Origin of the sequence: Allobosea sp. OAE752 (assembly GCF_050433265.1) — a bacterium.
Classification (GTDB): Bacteria; Pseudomonadota; Alphaproteobacteria; order Rhizobiales; family Beijerinckiaceae; genus Allobosea; species Allobosea spartocytisi.
On record NZ_JBNPXO010000018.1, the window covers coordinates 17756 to 37445 of the forward strand.

General features: G+C 61.2%; 18 protein-coding genes. 11 read left to right on the top strand and 7 right to left on the bottom strand.

The genetic code is table 11. The features are described from left to right. Positions 1-411 (top strand): DUF6766 family protein, encoded by a 411-nt coding sequence (locus GGC47_RS26985; RefSeq protein WP_429069799.1) that lies wholly within the window; start codon positions 1-3, stop codon positions 409-411. Between the two features lie 120 nt (positions 412-531). Here GGC47_RS26985 and GGC47_RS26990 read toward each other — a convergent pair whose 3' ends face one another. Next, a complete protein-coding gene (locus GGC47_RS26990; protein ID WP_429069801.1) occupies positions 532-1446 on the bottom strand; it encodes a hypothetical protein in 915 nt (304 codons plus the stop codon). 76 nt (positions 1447-1522) lie between these two features. After that, on the bottom strand, positions 1523-2536 hold the full coding sequence (locus tag GGC47_RS26995) for a L,D-transpeptidase (protein ID WP_429069802.1): 1014 nt from the start codon (positions 2534-2536) through the stop codon (positions 1523-1525). Between the two features lie 285 nt (positions 2537-2821). Here GGC47_RS26995 and GGC47_RS27000 point away from each other — a divergent pair, with 285 nt between their 5' ends. The 3 genes from GGC47_RS27000 to GGC47_RS27010 all read left to right on the top strand — a co-directional run bounded on the left by GGC47_RS27000 (position 2822) and on the right by GGC47_RS27010 (position 6239). Beyond that, positions 2822-3847, top strand: a complete 1026-nt coding sequence (locus GGC47_RS27000) for a 3'-5' exonuclease (protein ID WP_429069804.1) — start codon at positions 2822-2824, stop codon at positions 3845-3847. A 104-nt stretch (positions 3848-3951) separates the two neighbouring features. Next, the gene (locus GGC47_RS27005) at positions 3952-4173 is read left to right on the top strand and encodes a hypothetical protein (RefSeq protein ID WP_429069806.1); all 222 of its coding nucleotides are present in this window, start codon (positions 3952-3954) and stop codon (positions 4171-4173) included. After that, positions 4170-6239, top strand: a complete 2070-nt coding sequence (locus tag GGC47_RS27010; protein WP_429069808.1) for an ATP-dependent helicase — start codon at positions 4170-4172, stop codon at positions 6237-6239. Before GGC47_RS27005 ends, GGC47_RS27010 begins: the two co-directional genes overlap by 4 nt. Before the next feature lie 496 nt (positions 6240-6735). Here GGC47_RS27010 and GGC47_RS27015 read toward each other — a convergent pair whose 3' ends face one another. From GGC47_RS27015 to GGC47_RS27025, 3 genes are all read right to left on the bottom strand, one after another. Beyond that, positions 6736-7293 (bottom strand): hypothetical protein, encoded by a 558-nt coding sequence (locus GGC47_RS27015; RefSeq protein ID WP_429069809.1) that lies wholly within the window; start codon positions 7291-7293, stop codon positions 6736-6738. A gap of 637 nt (positions 7294-7930) precedes the next feature. Next, positions 7931-9064: an MlaD family protein gene (locus GGC47_RS27020; RefSeq protein WP_429069810.1), complete on the bottom strand. Its 1134-nt coding sequence runs from the start codon at positions 9062-9064 to the stop codon at positions 7931-7933. Positions 9065-9542: 478 nt separating this feature from the next. After that, entirely contained in the window at positions 9543-9752 is a 210-nt protein-coding gene (locus GGC47_RS27025) for a cold-shock protein (RefSeq protein WP_038358045.1), read from the bottom strand. 298 nt (positions 9753-10050) lie between these two features. Here GGC47_RS27025 and GGC47_RS27030 point away from each other — a divergent pair, with 298 nt between their 5' ends. After that, positions 10051-10176: a hypothetical protein gene (locus GGC47_RS27030; protein WP_429069811.1), complete on the top strand. Its 126-nt coding sequence runs from the start codon at positions 10051-10053 to the stop codon at positions 10174-10176. Positions 10177-10320: 144 nt separating this feature from the next. Here the strand turns inward: GGC47_RS27030 and ligD are convergent, their stop codons facing one another. Next, entirely contained in the window at positions 10321-11388 is a 1068-nt protein-coding gene (gene ligD / locus GGC47_RS27035) for a non-homologous end-joining DNA ligase (RefSeq protein WP_429069812.1), read from the bottom strand. Positions 11389-12037: 649 nt separating this feature from the next. On the opposite strand from ligD, the gene GGC47_RS27040 reads away from it, so the two are divergent. The 3 genes from GGC47_RS27040 to GGC47_RS27050 all read left to right on the top strand — a co-directional run bounded on the left by GGC47_RS27040 (position 12038) and on the right by GGC47_RS27050 (position 15717). After that, on the top strand, positions 12038-12268 hold the full coding sequence (locus tag GGC47_RS27040; RefSeq protein ID WP_429069813.1) for a hypothetical protein: 231 nt from the start codon (positions 12038-12040) through the stop codon (positions 12266-12268). A gap of 758 nt (positions 12269-13026) precedes the next feature. Beyond that, positions 13027-14832, top strand: coding sequence for a putative bifunctional diguanylate cyclase/phosphodiesterase (locus GGC47_RS27045; protein WP_429069822.1), 1806 nt, complete (start codon positions 13027-13029; stop codon positions 14830-14832). A gap of 441 nt (positions 14833-15273) precedes the next feature. After that, on the top strand, positions 15274-15717 hold the full coding sequence (locus tag GGC47_RS27050; protein ID WP_429069814.1) for an antitoxin Xre-like helix-turn-helix domain-containing protein: 444 nt from the start codon (positions 15274-15276) through the stop codon (positions 15715-15717). Between the two features lie 432 nt (positions 15718-16149). Here the strand turns inward: GGC47_RS27050 and GGC47_RS27055 are convergent, their stop codons facing one another. Next, entirely contained in the window at positions 16150-16449 is a 300-nt protein-coding gene (locus tag GGC47_RS27055; RefSeq protein WP_429069815.1) for a con-10 family general stress protein, read from the bottom strand. A gap of 32 nt (positions 16450-16481) precedes the next feature. On the opposite strand from GGC47_RS27055, the gene GGC47_RS27060 reads away from it, so the two are divergent. The 3 genes from GGC47_RS27060 to GGC47_RS27070 all read left to right on the top strand — a co-directional run. Continuing rightward, positions 16482-16625 (top strand): hypothetical protein, encoded by a 144-nt coding sequence (locus tag GGC47_RS27060; RefSeq protein ID WP_429069816.1) that lies wholly within the window; start codon positions 16482-16484, stop codon positions 16623-16625. Between the two features lie 121 nt (positions 16626-16746). Continuing rightward, positions 16747-16899, top strand: a complete 153-nt coding sequence (locus tag GGC47_RS27065; RefSeq protein ID WP_429069818.1) for a hypothetical protein — start codon at positions 16747-16749, stop codon at positions 16897-16899. A 302-nt stretch (positions 16900-17201) separates the two neighbouring features. Continuing rightward, a partial coding sequence (locus GGC47_RS27070) for a beta strand repeat-containing protein (RefSeq protein WP_429069819.1) occupies positions 17202-19690 on the top strand: 2489 nt, incomplete at its 3' end.

Genomic DNA, 19690 nt, shown 5'->3' on the forward strand with positions numbered 1-19690 from the left:
ATGAAACACTCGATCTGGACCCGATACGGATTTGCCTGGGTGACCGGCGGCTTCTTCCTGATCAGCCTGGTAGGCCACTGGGTCTTCGGCTGGTTCGCCTATGCCAACGAACAGGCGAGCCATGGTCAGGCGGTCAGCTTCGAGGGGTACTTCATCGAGATGATGCGCGACACGCTCGAGAACTGGCAGTCGGAATTCCTGCAATTGCTGTGGCAGGTCGCGGGGCTCGCGATCCTGCTTCATGTCGGCTCACCGCAATCGAAGGAGGGCGATGACCGCATGGAGGCCAAGCTCGATGCCATCCTGCGCAAGGTCGATCGCGACGATGGCGACCGTCTGATCGAGGAGATCGACCGAGACTACGCAGGCCGCCACACGGATCACCGCTACGTCAGGGAACGCCAGTCATGAGGTACTCGACGGTTCGGCGCTGCCCGGGATCGAAGTCTTTGCGGAGCGGATTGCGCGATTGACATACTCGGCGTGACCGGCGCGGAACCCGACGAGGACGGAAACCCGGTCGGGCGGGGCTCAACCCGCCGGATCGTCGGAACCGCCGCGACGATGTCGAGTTTCCCGAGCGCGCTCCAATGACCTCGCCGCGCGCCGCGCGATGCGCAGTTCCTCGAGCGTAGGTTGCCACCATCCTCGGAGGAGGGCGCTCACCGCGGCGGGATGTCGGGCAGGCCAGGTTTTTACAAGTTCGTCGTGCATCGGGCGACGCCACAATGCCCAGACCAGATCGTCGGGCTGTCCGGAACTCCAAGGGTAATGCCGGGCGGCTGTCTCCGCGGGAACGACCTCGCCGGTCACCTCAAGGATGACGAGCGGTCCTTCATGGGACATGAGCACTCTGTCGAGCGGCGGCTGCTCGCTCGCCGGGACAGGATAGCGCCGGCGGCGGCGCTCAGTCATCGCTGCTTTGGCGTCTTCGTATTCGGGCGCGGATTTCGCCGCTTCGCGCCGTTGCTTTCGAGCCTCTGGCTCGCTGTATTCGGCGGCGGCCTCGATCGCCGGCCATCTCCTGCGCAGTTCATCGATCGAGCGGAATGGTACGTGCCAAGCCTTGTCTTCTCCGTTCCACCACGCCCACGGAACCGCGCGCAATTCCTCGACGACGGTTCGTGAATAAGGGGTGCGCACGACGAGCTCATCGGCGACCTCCAGATAAGGGCTGACGATCGGCTCGAACGAAAAGGAATCGCGGCCGCGCTGGTCGGCGAGGCTGAAGGCGCTCGGCAGCTCACGATCGAGCCATCGCGCCGCGCGAAGCATCGCCGTCGTGCCCGGGATCCGCCAAGCAGCCAGGTCGTCATTCCAGCGCGCTCTCGGAAAAGCGTCCCGAAATCGTTCGACGGCAGCGGCGTCGAACGGAAAGGAGACGATCGCTCCCGGGCCCTCTCCATCTTCGAGGATTTCGACGTCGTTGTGCTCGCGCGCAGCCATCGCCCTACCGTCCCGCAGTCCAGACCGATGCCGACGGCCGGTCAAAATTGCAAGCCAGAATGCGGTGTGACATCGGCTAGTCGACGAAGCGGACGGTCGTACCTGGCTTGACGATCTGGGCCAATTCCTCGGCATCCCAATTCGTGAGCCGCACACAGCCATGCGACGACGCCTTGCTGATCTTCGAAGGCTCCGGCGTACCATGAATGCCGAAGGTCGGCTTCGACAGCTCGATCCAGACCGTGCCGACCGGGTTGTTGGGACCCCTGGGGAGCACCAGGCGACGCTTGTTCTTGCCCTGCTGGAAATTCTTGACCGGGTCGTAGTGATAGGTCGGGTTCTTCACGACCCTCACAACCTGATACTCGCCCTCGGGCGACGGGGTGTCCTCGCTGCCGATGGTGGCCGGATAGAGTGCGAGCACCTTTCCCGTCGCATCGAGCGCTCGAACCATGCCGTTGGTCTTGTCGGCCTCGACGGTTCGCGCCTCGTCCGAAGGAGCGGTTCGTCCGACCGAGACGACGTGCAGCGTTTCTTCACGCTTCCGATCATGCGTTCGCGGGTTGAGCACCCTGAGTAGGCCTTCGCTCATGTGAAAGCGTTCGGCGAACATCTCCTGGGCGTTCCTGTAGCCGAGCCGTTTCATCCGGGCCTGGCGAGCGTAGTCGTGAGGAATGCGCCGGACGAACCGGGTTTTGATATCCTCCTTTGTCACGACGTAGTCCGAGACGACATCCGCGCTGATGTCCCCTTTAAGGGCCTGCCATGTCGATGCGTCGATGATCTCGCCGGTTCCGAGATTTTCGCGGCGGCGGAACTGGTTGATGGCCTTCCGATAGTTGTCGCCATCCAGGCCGTCGATCTCCCCGGGAGAGACCCCCTGACGCGCCAGCAAGACCTGAGCCTTGACGATCGACGCATTGGGCCGCGTCACCTTGCTTTTCGTGGTGGCCGGACGGCCTGCTTGGTTCACTTCGTCGGCGGTGAGGGCTTGCGCAGTGAATGGCACCAGCACGACGCATCCACCTAACAAGGCTGCCCGGAAGAACTTCAGCAGCTCGAAAGCGGGTCGCGGCACGGCCATCACCATCGTTCGATTCATGCAGCGGCAACGCGATGTGTTATTCCGGGGTTCCGAAGCGGCGCTACAGAGGCGGTCAGAAGCCGATCGCGCTGCGGGTCGGCGCGCGGCGCACAAATAATCTGCCACGCGAACTGCGACCAACCCTTAGTAGGAACGAACCGTGGGCTATTGTGGACGCGACGTCTGGAGCCACCTTATTGACCGCTGCAAAACTGGGCTGATGGAAATCGCATGGAAGCTATATAGGCCGCGTGGAAGGCTCATCGCTGAGCTCCTTGCCCTCGACCGCGAATGGCGAGCGCCCACGACGACGAGGGCCGCAAAATGAAGATTGCCTCTATCCAGTTTGACTTGTTCGATGATGCGCCGGGCTACCGGCAGACGGCGAGGTCCGTGCCCCGGAAACGCAAGTCAGAAACTCTACCTACTCTGCCCGGCTGGAATGACGAGGAGGCCGCACAACGGCTGGAGCAGGGTGGGCGCTTCAGGATTTTACGGAAGCTCGTGCCGCGGCCCATCATCCCGCGAGCCGAAAGCGCCTTTCCGAACCTCGCGGTTCTGGTGGACACGGAGACGACCGGCCTGAATTCCGCAAAGGACGAGATCATCGAAATTGGCGCTGTCGCTTTCACCTATGACGACGCAGGTGTGATCGGTGACGTCGTGGGCATCTATAGCGGCCTGCGTCAGCCCTCGCAGCCGATACCGGCGGAAATCACACGGCTGACCGGCATTACCGACGATATGGTCGCTGGTCACGAGATTGATATTGCAGCGCTTGACGCGCTGATCGAGCCCGCGGATCTCGTCATCGCCCATAACGCCGCATTCGATCGCCCGTTCTGCGAAAAGCTCTCGCCGGCCTTCGTCTCGAAAGCCTGGGCCTGTTCCGTCAGAGAAGTCCCTTGGGCGGATCTTGGCTTCGAGGGAAACAAGCTCGGATACCTCGTGGGCCAATCCGGGCTGTTCCATGAGGGCCACCGCGCGACGGATGATTGCAACGCGCTCTTGGAGGTACTGGCGAGGCCGGCCGGGGAGGGTGGCGCGCTACCATTCTGTCAGCTCTTACGTTCAAGCGAGCGTAGCCGTGTCCGCGTCTATGCGGAAAACGCGCCATTCGACATGAAGGACCATCTCAAAGGCAGAGGCTATCGCTGGTCGGATGGAAGTGACGGCAGGCCGAGAGCCTGGTGGATTGAGATCGATGACGAGCTCGAAGAGGAGGAGTTCCGCTATCTCCGCACAGAGATTTATGGCTGGGAGGACGCGGAACCATTGACCCTGCGGCTGACGGCGTTCGATCGGTATCGTGCCTAGCCGGCCCCATTCGAGCAGGCGCCCCGGTGTAGATTTGCGCCTCGGAGCTTGACTCCTCGAAGGTGATTGTTCTCATAATGTTCTCTCCATCGAGGACGCATCAAATGCCGCCAATCGTGCTGAAACAGGCATCTGTTCCGAAGCTTATGGAGCAACAGATCGATTCGGTTTTGGTGGAGTTCGAGGGTGACGCCCGGGCCGCGATCGGGGCATTGCTTCATAACCGTGAAGAGCTCTTGCGAGATGCTGATCGCGCAGCCTCGCTCGGCTTTCTGGGCGGCCGGTTCTCGGAAGGAGCGCGGCCGGTTCGGAAATTGAAGGCATGAACGCCATCGCCCCAATCAGCTATCTCGACGCGCTCAACCCGGCACAGCGACGCGCGGTGATCCATGGCGTGGGCGCGGTGGCTTCCGCGCCCCTGCTTGTCATCGCAGGTGCTGGCTCAGGCAAGACCAACACGCTTGCGCACCGCGTGGCTCACCTCATGGTCAGCGGCGCCGATCCGCGGCGCATCCTGCTGATGACGTTTTCGCGCCGCGCGGCGTCCGAGATGGCGAAGCGCGTCGAGCGGATTGCACGGAAGGTGCTTGGCGACGGTGCTGGCGTCCTGGCCGACGCCTTGACCTGGGCAGGCACCTTCCACGGCATCGGCGCCCGCCTGCTGCGCGACTATGCCGAACAGCTCGGTCTCGATCCCGCTTTCACGATCCATGATCGGGAGGACTCGGCCGACCAGATGAACCTGGTTAGGCACGAGCTTGGCTTCTCCAAGACGGAGTCGCGGTTTCCGACGAAAGGCACTTGCCTGGCGGTCTATTCGCGCTGCGTGAACGCCGAGCTGCCGATCGAAGAGGTTCTGCGCTTGTCTTACCCTTGGTGCGCCACTTGGGTCGCGGAGCTGAAAGAGCTGTTCGCTGCCTATGTCGAAGCCAAGCAGAGCCAGAACGTCCTCGATTACGACGACCTGCTGCTCTACTGGGCGCAAGCCGTGACCGATCCCGATATCGCCGCGGACATAGGCGGTCGCTTCGATCACGTGATGGTCGATGAGTATCAGGACACGAACCGTCTCCAGTCCTCGATCCTGCTCGCGCTGAAGCCGGACGGCCGCGGCCTGACTGTCGTCGGCGACGATGCCCAGTCGATTTATTCGTTCCGGGCGGCCACGGTCCGCAACATCCTCGATTTCCCGGCAGCCTTCGTTCCGCCGGCCGAGGTCATCACGCTCGATCAGAACTACCGCTCGACCAGCGCCATTCTCTCGGCTGCAAATGCCGTCATCGATCTGGCGGCCGAGCGTTTCACCAAGAACCTTTGGACCGATCGTGCGACCGGCTCGCCGCCCCAGCTGGTGCATGTCCGAGATGAGGCCGATCAGGCTCGTTTCATTGCCGAGAAGGTGCTGGAGAACCGAGAAGGCGGATCGACGCTGAAACAGCAGGCCGTGCTGTTCCGGGCATCGCACCATAGCGGTCCACTGGAGATCGAACTCACGCGCCGGAACATTCCATTCGTCAAATTTGGTGGGCTGAAGTTCCTGGATAGCGCCCATATCAAGGATCTGCTGGCGCTGCTGCGCTTCGTCGAGAATCCGCGCGACAGGGTCTCTGGTTTCAGGTTGCTGCAGCTGTTGCCCGGCGTTGGCCCGACCTCGGCGCAGCGCGTCCTGGAACATGTCGCGCGGGCCTCAGTGCCTCTCGAGGCTCTTGAGAACGCTCCGGCTCCGCCGCGGGCCGGTGACGATTGGGCGTCATTCGTCGCCGCCGTCAGCGAGCTGCGCGCCGGCACCGCAGGGTGGCCGGCCGAGATTGAGCGCGCCCGCCGCTGGTATGAGCCTCACTTGGAGCGCATCCACGAAGATGCCAGCACGCGGCAGGCTGATCTCGTGCAGCTCGAACAGATCGCCGGGGGCTATCCGTCGCGTGAGCGCTTCCTGACCGAATTGACGCTCGATCCGCCGGACGCGACCAGCGACCAATCCGGCGTGCCGCATCTCGACGAGGACTATCTGATCCTATCGACGATCCATTCCGCCAAGGGGCAGGAATGGAAATCGGTCTTCGTCATGAACACCGTCGACGGCTGCATTCCGATCGATCTTGGCGCCGGCGCACGTGACGAGATCGAGGAGGAGCGTCGCTTGCTCTATGTCGCGATGACGCGGGCGAAGGACGACCTGCATCTTGTCGTCCCGCAACGCTTCTTCACGCACGGCCAATCCGCCACTAGCGACCGTCATGTCTACGCTAATCGGACCCGCTTCATTCCGAACGCGGTGCTTGGTCAGTTCGAGCGGACTGCCTGGCCGATCGCGGCAGCAGACAGTTCGCGGGCACCATCAGGCGGGCCTAAGGTCGATGTCAGGGCCAAGATGCGAGGCATGTGGCGATGACCAGGAATTGCTGCATCAGGTCGAGATCAAGCTGGATAGGGCGTCCGCGGCCGGACGCCTGCGCCGGATCGATCGTGGTTCACCGATTGGCAAATCGGGCTCCACGTCATCGGCACGATGATGCGTCAGGAGCGTGATGGCCAGTTGATCGATCAGGAGCTGATTTGAGTTCGGCGCTGCGGCGGCCTGGATAAGGGCGCTGGATCGGCCGGTCCGCAGCGTAAGCGTTGTGGAGTCTGCGACGTTTGATCGGCTTAACAACGCCTCATTGCATTGCAGATGAACGAAGTGGCGGTCGCTTTGGCGTCTTAGCGCCGCGGACAGGAGGCGTGGGCCCCCGTGGAGTGGGCGGGGAGATTTCGCGACGCGATTAAGAGGGAGGATTTCGATCCAAGTGATCGAGTCGGCGCGAAATGGCATCGCAGCCTCGAGAAGAGAGGAGGAGACGCCGGTCGCGCTCATATGGGAGATTGGTAGCTAAGTCACCGCTTAGGGTTCAAGGCTTCTTGGCCGCGAACGCAACCTGCGGGTGAAATGCCCAGACCGTGCCGCTGACGCGGTGGTTCGGCGTAGTTTCCACTACGTCCCCGTTAGGCAGGGTCTTCTTTATCTTCGGACCCAGAAACGAGACGACGTGCAGGCGTGCGCGATGAATGGGATCGCCTCCAGGGACGTTCTGCTCTAGCACGTCGACAATGCCTTGGCCGACGACAGCCTCGACGATGGCGGTATGATGAGGGCGCTTCTCAACCGCTGACCCGCCCGTCTCCCAATCACCGTTTGGATGCGTCGTTTTTACCTCCGTTCTGTCCTCCCAGACGAAGTTCCGGAACTGCAGAATGTCGCCAACGACAATATCGCGGCGCAGATCCTTCACCAGTGTGCCCCAGATATAATCGCCATCAGGCCCTATCTTGCCGCCCATGAGTTGGGTTGAGGTCTTGCCGCCGCAGTCAGTCAAGGCGGTTTCGAGCATGCTCCAGCATTCGCCATCACCGATTTTCTGCCCAATGCGCTTGACGCTCCAAGTCACGAGGTCGTCGGGAAGAGCCATGTCCACCTCCGGTGAGGAGCTGCTTTTGAGATGCTACGCGGCGCGCATTCAGGAGGCAATATCAACCAAGCGCCCGGATTTGCAGGGCATGAAGACTACAACCCCATTTGAGCCGTAGCCCTGATGAACCCCCAGTGGGCTGGCTTTCGCCAAGCTCGGTTATTGGCCAGGACGTGGATGGTCCGGTCGTCCCCGGGAAACTGGCTTTGCCCTCCTGTCGGGTGCGGCCGGTACATCCGCGGCGACGCATCCAACTGGAGAGCATGCAGGCATCCGAGGATGCCACGCTGACAACCACATAGCTCGCGCTAAGGTTCCTTCAAGAGACGGTGGACTTGCCCCGCCGCCCCTGGACGCTTTCAAAGCCGATTGGAATATCTGATCGGCCCAAATGAACCTCAGCCAACCGATGCGGCGCGCGCGCAGGCCGCGACGGAAAGAGCCACATTGAAGGCGACCGCAAGCCAGAGCCAGAAATCCAGAGGGAGATGGTACCGCATCGGATTGCTCTCCTGTGACAGCGAGACAATCCGAGCCTGCCGGGTCCGTTCCGCAGAAATGCGGCATTTGAGCCAAATGCCGGGTATCGTGGTGAATGAATGGTTATCGATACCCGGCTGACTTTGCTTTCGCGGTACTAACGCGAGCCCCTGTGTTGAGGCAGCCGGCCGCGGTTGCCGAATAGCAGACCTTGCGGATTCTGATTCACTTCGTGCAACGAGCGCATAAATCGGGCAAGCCAATGTTGACTATCTGTCGTGACCTTGCCGAGACTTTGCAATCCGGAGGCCGTAGAACGAGCGATTTGAACCGTTAGCGCTGCTGAGCGCGTGTCCAAAGTCCTCGCTAGTTCACGCAGGTATTTGGCGTAGTCGGTCACCTCCTCGAGGAGCTTGCGCCCATTCTCGCCATTGGCGGCGTCGAGATAAGCCTGGGCGCCTTTGAGAACGCTGTCGAACTGGTCTGCCGCCGTGTTGAGCTTCTGCGTTGTCGATGCGGCGCTCTTTAATGCCGTGCTGACCTCTGGGGCTGCGGCGCCGAGCCCGGCGGAAAACCTGTCGATATCATCAATCACGCGAGCAACACGACCCGGGTCGATAGGGCGAATATTATCCAGCACTCCATCGCTGAAAGCCTGGAGCTTATCGGGAAGCGGGCCAATGAATTCGGCGGTCGTTTCGATGCCTTTCATCAGCTTGTCGAGGCCGCCGATATACTCGGCTTGTGCGCGAGTGGACCGTTCCGCCTCTGCTATGGAGGCAGATATAGGCCCCGCATTGCTGTTGATAGCGCCCTCGATCCCGACAAGCGCGCCATCAATGTTCCTGGCGATTGATCCCACTCTCTTGATGATATCCTCGGAGGGTTCGGCGGCGATATCCGGCAGCGATCGACCTGCTGCCGGGAGCAATGCGGCCGCGCTGGGGTCACCCCCACGAAGCTGGACTGCGACCACCCCCGCCAAGCCCTGACCTTCGAGGCGGGCGCTCGTGTCAGCTCGTAACGGTGTCGAACGAGAAACCTTTATGGTGGCGTTGATCTGACGCGGATTGGTCGGCTCGATCTCGACCTGTGTGACCTCGCCGACCTTAAGACCATTGAAGAGCACGCTGGAACCCCGGCCGAGCCCTGAGATATCGCTATTGAAGACCAGGCGAACGTTGACGGTCTCTGTTGTGCCGCTGCCAAACCAAAAGGTGAAGCCGAGAAGTCCCGCGACGATGGCAAGCGTGAGCAACCCGATCAGCGCCTGACTCGCTCGCGATTCCATGACGCGAATTGCCTCTCATTGCCGGTCGAAGCGCCCGACGGTCTACGACTGGCGCTTCCGGAGCGTAGGCTATCGCCGCAAACTCGACGAGAGAATAATCGATGCAGCCGAGGATGACGGTTCCCGTCATTTGAATCCGGTTCGGCGCCGTGACTTCAAATTGACTGGTGCTGCGAGCGCCGCCCGTCTATCGGAGGCCTCTTTTGCCAGGCGCAGCCCGCGCAGCTTGATCATGTTGTCAGATCGCTGCTGAGTCAGCCTCTCCGTTTCGGAGACAATCCTTGCGTGAGACAGGGATCGTGTCTGGATCTTCAAGAACTGATTGTCGGCTGTTAGGCGCTGCTTTGATAGTTCGATCACAATCATTTCCATTTGCGGTTAGATTAAAAACAATAAAGGCCGAGCAAATGCCCGGCCTTTCGAGTGGCTATCGTCGCTGGTGCCAGTACATCCGTGGTCAACAGCAGCAATTGCCAGGTCACGCAGTCTGGAGCTGTTCCGCAGCCATCTTGCCGGAACGATTGTCGCGCGCGACTTCGTATCCAAGCTTCTGGCCTTCTTGCAGGTCCCGCATTCCAGCGCGTTCGACGGCGGAGATGTGCACGAACACATCCTGGCTGCCGTCGTCGGGCTGAATGAAGCCGAAACCCTTGGTGGAATTGAACCATTTCACTGTGCCGGTGGTCATAAGAAACCCTCCTTATCGCAAGACCTGTCGCTCACCGACAAAATGTCTGGCGAGTTCAGAACGATTTCGAAAGGGGGAGTTCATCAGAGTCGCGCCAAAGCGCGAAAATAACAACGGCCGTCCAAGCAATCTCGATGAAGACATACCTAGCCCAACTCGCCCGAAGATCCAAATTATATTTTTTCAGATACGCATTTTCTTTTTTGGCGGCGATTTTAGCTATGCTGCCGACAGTGGTCTCAGACGAGCAATTATTCCGTTTCTCAACCACTCTCTGTTCGTTTGGACGCAGCGGTTGATGATCGAACTGATCTCGCGCCTCCTATTAGCGGTGCGCCATCTCAATAAGCTGGACATGAGCGCTGCGCTCGAGCGGGCTGACGCCTCCGATCGAGGGCAAAAAGAAGCGAGCCGGCTGGGGTGAAACGCTGGCTCGCTTCTGGTGGTCACCCTGGCAAAGGATTGCACCGCGACCGTCGAAGGGGTGCTGCGACGGCCGCAGGCCATGAACTAGCACGAGGATGCCGGGTTCCGAAGCGGTCAGATCATTCTCGGCGGTCGACAGACCTTATCGGTCTAAATCTACCGGCGGTCGCTGCGGCTTCATCTCGTAGACCGTCGCCTCGTCGGCCTCTTCGCGCAGGCCCTTGTAGGAGGCGTGACGCAGCTTGTTGTCATCGGTCCAGCCGCGGAACTGGATCTCGGCGACAAGGGCGGGCGTGATCCAGCGATAGGAGCGCCTGCGGCCGGTCATGTCGATCACCGGCTTCGCTATAATGAGCCTGTCCATCGCCTTGCGCAGCGCTGCGCCAGTTTCAACGGTGAAGCCGGTGCCGACGCCGCCGACATAGATGAGGTGGTCGCCCTGCCTCGCGGCGAGCAGCAGCTGGCCGATCCCGCCCAGGGCGATCGTCGACGGTTCATAGCCGACGATGACGAAGCTCTCCGACCGGCTGCATTTGATCTTCAGCCAATCGCCGCCGCGTCCCGATCGGTAGGGCGCATCGCGGCGCTTGGCGATGATGCCTTCAAGCTTCATCTGGCAGGCGAGCTTGAGGAAGGGGGCACCATCGGCGTCGATCTCTTCGCTCAACCGGATCGAGCCATGAGGCTCGGCCAGGAGGAGATCCTCCAGCATCTCGCGCCGTTCGCTCAGCGGCATCGGGCGCAGGTCATGGCCGTTCAGATAAAGCAGGTCGAAGGCATAAAGGACTGCCTCCGAGGCCAACCGCTTGCCGCCGCGGCCACCGAGAGCCTTTTGCAGAGCGCCGAAATCGGAAGTACCGTGCTTGTCGAGCACCACGGCCTCACCGTCGAGGATGGCGCTGTCCACGCCAAGGCTCAGCGCATCATGCCCGATCGTCGGAAAGCGCGGCGTCCAGTCATGGCCGCCGCGCGTGATGATCCGGACCCGCTTGCCGACGATGTGGATCGCCAGGCGATAGCCGTCCCATTTCACCTCGAAGGCCCAATCCGGACCGGCCGGCACCTCGTCCTTCAGCAGCGCCAAACAGGGCTCGACGCGCTCGGGCATCGGATCGGAAAACAGATCGCGTTCGGGCTTCCGGCGCCGGGTGAGCGGCCCCTTCACGGTATCGACACCCGGCCCGGCCCTGAGAACGCGACGCGTACCCATCCATGCGACTCCGCAACGAAACGAGTCGCCAACCGCCGGCAGGGCGAATCGTTCCCTAGCGGAACCCGCCAGCGTGCAGAATGGTTGAATCGCCATCAGTGGTTCGCGTGAGGTGTCCGCATGGCTACCCCTCCAAGTCACGCCGTGCCGTCTCGGCGCCAGCCAACCACCCGCCGCGAGCTCTATCGTGAGCAGTGCCAGGATATTGAGGGAGCCCGCTTTACGATCATCGTCTGGCAAAACAAGCCCGGCCTATCCACGGTCTCCTACTCGCTGGAGGATGGCACTCCCCTCCACTACGAGGACGCATGCTATTTCACGACGCCGGACGGGAAGGTGCTGACGCGGTGCGAGGACTAACTCGCGGAACAAGGCTTCGCGGCCGCGATTTCTAGCGGATGAAACGCACCGAACCTCCTCTCGAATTTTGGGTCTGGCTGGCAGTCGCCGGCATTATTCTCATTTCGGTGGTTGCTTCGATCAGTCTCACGCCTCAGATCGTGCAGCCTCCCAATTGACAACGGGGAGAGGACGGCACACTCGGCAGACCGGGCCCCAATCGCTTGTGCCAAAATTGCTTCCAGGCGAGTTCCACGAGATCGTCCTCGTCGACCGCGACCAGCGATGTAGGAGAGCCGGACGCTCGCTGTTGATTGTCCGCATCGACGCGGCGGGCCAGCTGGCGCGCTTTTTGATCCGCTTGGCGAAACGCCGCGAGGAGCGCGTCAAAATGAAACAAGCATTCAGACCCGCTGCGCCGCGGCCCAGGCCGTCGGCACTCGCGCCGAGGATTGAGATCACGATCGAAATTAGCCTTGCGGCCTTTATCGCGATGACAGCCGTCCAGCTTCACGGGCTACTCGCGACCTTCATGAACTGAAGCGGACGCTATGAAACAGAAGCATCGTCTTTCGCTTGCTGCCTGCATCAAGAGGGCTCGGCGGACGCTAGCTAAACAAAAGCTGAAGCGCGCCGATCCGCCTCCAGGTCCCCGTCTGGTGACACCGACAGATCAGGAGCCCAGCAAGGACAAAAAGCGGCCTCGGAAGGGGTCACCGCCACGGGTATGGGCGCCTCGGATTGTCTGAGCGAATGCCAAACTGTCATGCCGCTTGGTAGGTTCTACAGCCAAAGAGGCGGGACCGGCCGCCGCCGGATGCTCGCCCCGAATAACAGCACCGCGGCAGAAGAATGTGTTTCGATGTGAACAGAGTTTGCCAAAGGAAAACCTCGGCGCTTTCGTCAGACACAGGTCTGTGCAAATATTCTTCGGAACAAACTCGCCGCGCTTGAGACGGTGTGGCTTGGGTGCGGTCCGAGCCCATCGGTTGGCTTCTTCAGATTTTGGTCGCGGCAATCGCGGTCACGAACCGGCGATAGAAGCGGGCGCTCTCCCGGTGATCCGTGAGGTTGCCGTACCATGAAATTCGGTCTCAACTCGCTGAGGTGCTGGATCCTGCCAATCGTGTTGATGCGGTCTCAGGCGACCGGTGCCTAAAATGCCGGTATCGTTGTTAAGCTAGCGTAATGCATGCCTCATCACTGCCGGTTTACATCAAAGGGGTATAACGGATCCCGGGGGTCATTTTTCTGAGATCATTGCCAGCCGTGCTTCAGTTGCAAAATAATATCCTGGAAATGATTGCGAGAGGCGCGACGCTGGAAGCGACGACCGACCGCCTCTGTCGTGAGATTGAGCTGCTTTTGCCCGACGTCTGGTGTTCGGTTTTGCGCGTGGATAGCGGGGGATTGTTGCATCCGCTAGCAGGACCCAACTTTCCTGATGAGTATTCAGCCGGGCTCGAAGGGTTGATGATCGGGCCGCAGGTCGGCTCGTGCGGCACTGCGGCCTATCTCCGCACTGCGATTGTGGCGGATATCGCAACCGATCCACGTTGGACGGACTTCAGGCAACCGGCCTTGGCCTTAGGACTCCAAGCGTGTTGGTCGACCCCCATCTTCGACGCGAGCGGAGCTGTGCTAGGCACCTTCGCCTTCTACTTCAAGGAGAAACGCGGTCCTTCTCCACGAGAGAAAGAGATCGTTGCATCCTGTACCTCCTTATGCGCCATCGCCCTCGAACGCGATCAGCGCGTCACCGAGCGGGAGCGTCGGGCCTTTGTCGATGCGCTGACTGATCTGCCGAACCGAGCGAGTTTCGACGTGTCACTTGAGCGCCTTTCCTGTGCCGAGCCGGGCGCCTGGGCCTTGCTGCTGATCGATCTCGATAATTTAAAGACGATCAACGACACTTTTGGTCATGCCGCCGGCGATGCGCTGTTGCAGACCGTGGCAAGTCGGGTCAGCGAGTGCGTCTTGCCGGATCACGTGTTCCGCATGGGAGGTGACGAGTTTGCCGTGATCCTTCAGGCAGCCGATGCGCTTGCGGACATCGAGGGCACGACGGTTCGAATTTTTCAGGCCCTGGCAGTGCCCGCCGAGTGCGGTGGGCACATGATTTTGCCACGAGCAACGATCGGCGGCGCGGTGCTGTCAGTAGGCGACGGTGATCCAACAATCGTGCGCGAGCACGCAGACCTAGCCCTGTACCATGCCAAGGAAACCGGGCGTGGCGGTTTCGTGCTGTACTGGCCGGGAATGGGCAGCGCGATCACGACCCGCATCGAGGTGATCCGCGACGTGGATGCGGCCCTGCGCGAAGGCAGGATCGACGCGTTCTATCAGCCCATCTTGCGGCTCGACACGCGCGCGATCGTCGGGCTGGAAGCGCTGTGTCGCCTGCGGAAGCCGACCGGAGAAATTGTCTCGGCTGCGGCATTTCATCAGGCCACTTTGGATGTTAGCGTCGCTTCGAGTTTGACTGAACGCATGATGGCAGCCGTCGCATCGGATGTGCGCTGCTGGCTGGATCAGGGTATCCCACTGCAGCACGTGGGCATTAACATCGCGTCGGCCGATTTTCACAGCGGAACACTCTTTTCCCGCCTCCAAGCTGCATTCGGCCGGCAGAACGTCCCGTTAAGGCACATCGTTCTCGAGGTGACGGAGTCCGTCTATCTCGGCCAGCACGATCCGGTGGTCGCTCGCGAGATCAAGGCGTTGCGCGGACATGGGCTGCGCGTGGCACTTGATGATTTTGGCACCGGGTTCGCGTCGCTCACTCATCTGCTCACGGCTCCGATCGACATCATCAAGATCGACAAATCCTTCATTGACCGGCTTGCCCAAGGGGATCCAAGCCTGGCGATCGTCGAAGGTCTCATCGATATCGCCCGCAAGCTCGACATTCAGGTTATCGCCGAAGGCATCGAGAACGAAGACCAAGCAGCCCTTTTGACGAGCGTCGGCTGCGAGCTCGGCCAGGGCTACTTATTCTCGCAAGCTGTGCCACACGAGATAGCGACGGGCCTATTGAAGCGGTTTGCTCTGAGAATACCTCAACAGAGAGATTCGACTGCAGGCTGCATTGCAAGCCAGCACTAGCTATTCCCCTCGGTGGTCGTTCCGCGGGCGGGCGAGAACCCCGCGGTGAACTTAAATGGCCTCGCAGAGGGCATGACGGCCCCGTTCCTCCAAGACGGAGCGATGAATCGTTCCCGTTTTCAATCAGATTTGGTTGCGATGCTGATGCCGGGCGATTTCGTCAGAGAAAACCTGCCGGCCCACGAGCGGCCGGCGTCCGCGAGGCGATCGAGAGTGCCGCGCGAGACGCCGGTTCCTGCCGTCCTATTCGCCGAAGTGCAGTCTGAACACCTCGCCGAGCTCAAGGCCCTGCTCCCAGCAAAGGCTGCAGGGTCCAGGCGGACTTTGAGAACCGCGAAATCAAGGACGTTGCGCTTCGGCTGACAAAGGCCCCGTGGCGCCGACCGCGGAACTCACTTGCGATCTCGACACGTCGCTATCATTTGGGTGGGACACCATCAAATGATGGAAAAAGCCATGGTAGCAGCCGCGACCCTCATTCCCGCCCTGCCAGAGCGGCAGGACTTCTTCCTTGAGCCCGATCGCACTAGGCTCTCGAAGGTCGCGCTCAAGGCCTACAAGCGTCTCGTCGAACACTGGGGGCTCACGGGTCAACAAGCGGCAGCTCTGCTCGACGTATCGACAAGCACTTGGGAGCGTTTGAAGCAGGAGGGAAAGGACAAGTACCTCAGCCAAGACCAACTCACGCGCATTTCTGCGATGGTCGGCATCTATAAGGGGCTTCACCTCCTGCTTGCCGACGACATGGCCGATCGCTGGCCCAAGCTAAACAACAAAGGATCTCTTTTTGGTCGATTGAGTCCAATCGACTCGATGCTGAAAGGCGGAATTCCACAAATGCTGGAGGTGCGCCGATATGTCGATGCGGTCCGCCGAGGCCTGTGATTGTCGATCGATGGCGTGCTGATCGTCACCGAGGCGTTTCCTAAGACCATCCGGCTGGTGACGACGGCCCGGCTGCGCGGGGCGGTACTCTCCCGTTAGTCGATGATGAAGACGGACTCCAAGCAATCGCCGAGATCGAAGGAGCAACGAGTACCCGACTGATCGCGCAGGATCGCGGTATTTTGGGATTGGCCGCCAACGAGCTTGTCTATGACGTTCCCACTCTCACTTCATCAACGCATCCCTCGCCTACGCCAAGCCGCAGCAGCCCAACCGCTTCACGAGGAAAAGCGATCGATCGCGACCAGACACAAAAATGACCCCGCCAGCCGGAGCTGACGGGGCAAGTTGATTCACCTGCTGAACTGAATTGGCTTTAGTGCTTGGGGCCAAGCCCGACCTCGCCAATGCAGATCAACATGTGCAGCTGAGTTAATGCTGGCCGCCCTTGCGCCCGGCCTCAGAAGCGCGCTCGCGGTCGTTGGCGAAGTTCGCCGAGCCCCCGCGTTGACCACCACTGCCCTGCTGGTTTCGGTCATCATCGCGAGCCTGCTGCTGGCGATTGCCTCCTCCGCTATGCTCGCCGCCCTTGCGGCCGGCCTCCGAGGCCAGTTCGTGATCCTGAGAGAAGCTGCGCTTTTCGGCCGGCACACTCTGGCCACCCTTCGACGCGATATCTCGCTGCTTGTCGTCATCCATGGACGCGAAGCCACGTTCTGACTGATTAGCCATTTGCTCACTCCGTTGGTTTCTGGTGGTAGCGGATGCATCGCATCCACTTCCCGACCAACGATGCCGATGGCCGACTGTTCCTCGGCAAAAAAGGCCCTGTCGCTGCGGCAAAAATGACGTTTAAAGATTTGATATCGCTCGCTTTTTATGCGCTGATTTATTGCCAAGCTTCATAGCCGGATTGCGTTTGTCGCAACTCAGAGCGGCCCGTTAGGCGTTCTCTTCTTAGTGGATTGATCGGGACAAAAGAGTCCGGGTCGGGATTCCGTGCGCCGCGGCGTCGTGCGAGTCTGCGGGATGCCCACCGGCGTTGTCGTCCATCCGAGCCCCATCAACCGCTTCGTCGTCGACCACGACCAGCGGTCAAAGCCCTTCGTCTGGACCGCCGATTCCGACAAAATCATCGCCGCCGCCGCACGCGGGCACCAGATGCTGGAGTCAATCCGCTAACGTTGGCCATCCCAGTGCGGTGGTCCGCCGAATGTCCACTCTCCGGAAAGCGGCCAAACGGGGAAAATCGACCCACTCCAGACCTCTCGATCGTCCGCTTTTGGCATGCGTCGCGAACAGTCCGGCCTGGCAGAAACTCGTTAGCTAAAGTCTCGCTTCATCTTTGACAGAGTATACAAGAATCGGCCTAATCGGCGTTGGAGTTCGGCCTGCTGGAATGCCTAACGCGCTCAATCTCAAGGGCGGAATTCAGCGACCTCGCTAGGCTTGGCTTGTGATTGAGATGTCGCAAAGGGGGCCGTATGCGGAACCGTAAGAAACCAGTGCCGTTCCTTGCCGGCCGGCAAGACGGCATCAATGTTCCGGTTTCTCGTAGGCGCTTTATCCACCGCTTGCTGGCGACGACGTCAGCATTGGCGCTTGCTCAGGCATTTGTGGTTATCGTCGCGGCCGACGCGGCGCTGGGGCAGAGCTGGACCGGCACCGCCAACACGGACTGGACCAATTCCGCCAACTGGACGGGTGGCGTGCCGATCAACGGCACCGTCACCATCAATACGCCGTCTAATCCGGCCATTTTGGGCGTGAATGGCGCCGCGACCGGCACGACAGGCAATCTATCTGTCGGCAATGGTGGGACGGGCAACCTGACGATTCAAAACGGCAGCACACTGACCACCATTGGGACTGCGTTTTCGTACATCGGCGTGAATGGCTCGGTCGGCACGATGACCGTGACCGGACCCGGCTCCAAATGGATCCTGAGCGGTTCGCCCGCGGTATCTCTCATCCTCGGCCAAACGGAGACAGCGTCCTCCGGCACTCTCAATATCACCAACGGCGGTTCCGTCAGCACACCGGGAGACTTTGCTGGCGGCAATGCGACGCTGAACGTGACGAGCGGCGGCACGCTGACCACTGGCCGGGATGCTTATATCGGGCGGTTGCCCGGCTCGAACGGAACGGCGGCTATCTCGGGTTCCGGCTCGCAGTGGATGATCGCAAGGCGATTGGTCGTCGGTAATGGCGGGACCGGCGCCCTGACGATCAGCAACAATGCGATCGTCGACGTTGGCACCACCACGACGGTGGGGGACTCCGCGAGTTCAGGCACGCTCACAGTCGCAAGCGGTGGCGTGCTGCAAACCCAGTCGCTCCTTCGCGGTACTGGTCCGACGCAAGTCAATTTCGACGGCGGCACGCTGCGCGCGAAGATTGCCACCACGAGCTTCATCAGCGGCTTTTCCGGCACGGAACTGAACATCGCGTCCGGCGGTCTCACGCTTGACACGGCTGGTTTCAACGTCACCGCGTCCTCACCCTTCAGCGGCACGGGCGCCTTCACCAAGATCGGCGCCGGCACGCTGACGCTCACCGGTTCCAACAGCACCAATTTTTCGGGTGTGATGGCGATCAATGAAGGGACGCTCTCGGTCGGCGCCGCGACCAATCTGGGGACCGGCGGGCTGAGCTTCGACGGCGGCACGCTCCAGAACACCGGCGCATTCACGACCACGCTGCCGGTCACGCTCAACGCGGGTGGCGGCACGGTCCAGACCGACGCCAATCTGACGCTGAATGGCGTCATCGACGGCGCTGGCAGGCTCACCAAGACGGGCAGCAGCACGCTCACGCTTTCGGCCGCCAATACCTATACCGGCCAGACTTGGATTCAGTCTGGTACGCTCGCCCTGTCGGGTGCTGCATCGGTTGCGAACTCCGCCAGGGTGGTCGCAGACGGCACGTTCGACATCTCCGCCGTGACGCCGGCTGGCGCAAGCATCCGCAGTCTTGCCGGCGGCGGCACCGTCGCTCTCGGCGCCAAGACGCTGACCTTGACGAATGCCAATGACACGTTCGCGGGTTCGATCACCGGCGCTGGCGGTCTGACTGTCTCGGCAGGTACCGAAACCCTCACCGGCATGAGCAATTACACTGGCGCCACGAACGTGAGCGGCACCGGCACCCTGCAGCTCCTGAACGGCGGCCAGATCACGGGCACGAGCGGCTTTCAGGTGGGCCAACTAAACTCGTCGGCGACGGCCACGGTGAGCGGCACCGGCTCGCTCCTGCAGACGACGGGTGGGCTGGTTGTAGGCCTCAATACCGGGAGCAACGCCACCTTGAACGTGCTGAACGGCGGCGTGGTCAGGACGGCCGGCGCGGCTACTCTTGGCGGTCTAGGCACACAAACAGGGGCGATCAATGTCGATGGCGCCGGATCGCTCCTCGATGTTGGCGGTTTGCTTGGCGTGGGCAGTGTCACCGCAAGTACGAAGGCGTTTCTGAATGTCACGAATGGCGGTGCCATCCATAGCGCCAGTGGGACCGTCGGAACCATACCCTCAGCGAGCGGCACAAAGTCGGTCCTGATCTCGGGGTCGGGATCGAGCTGGACGATGAGCGGAGCCTTCAACCTCCAGAGCAACGCGTCGGTGTCGGTCCTCAACGGCGGCACGGTGAACGCAGCGACTTCGACGATCGGCTCATCATTGAATGGCGGCACCGCCAATCTTCTGGTTTCCGGTGTCGGCTCAGCCTATCTCGTCACGGGCAATGCGGTGGTCGGGGCCGGTAGCGGCAAAGGCTTCATCACGCTGGCGGACGGCGCGCGGATGGCCGTTGGCGGCCAGCTCACCCTGGCGAGCTCGGCTGGAGCAACCGGCGTGCTCAACCTCGGCAGTGGGGAGGGCCAAGCCGCCAGCGGCGCGGGCATGCTCGATGCCGCGACGTTGGCATTCGGCCCGGGGACGGGGCGGCTCAACTTCAACCATACTGACGCGGGGTATGT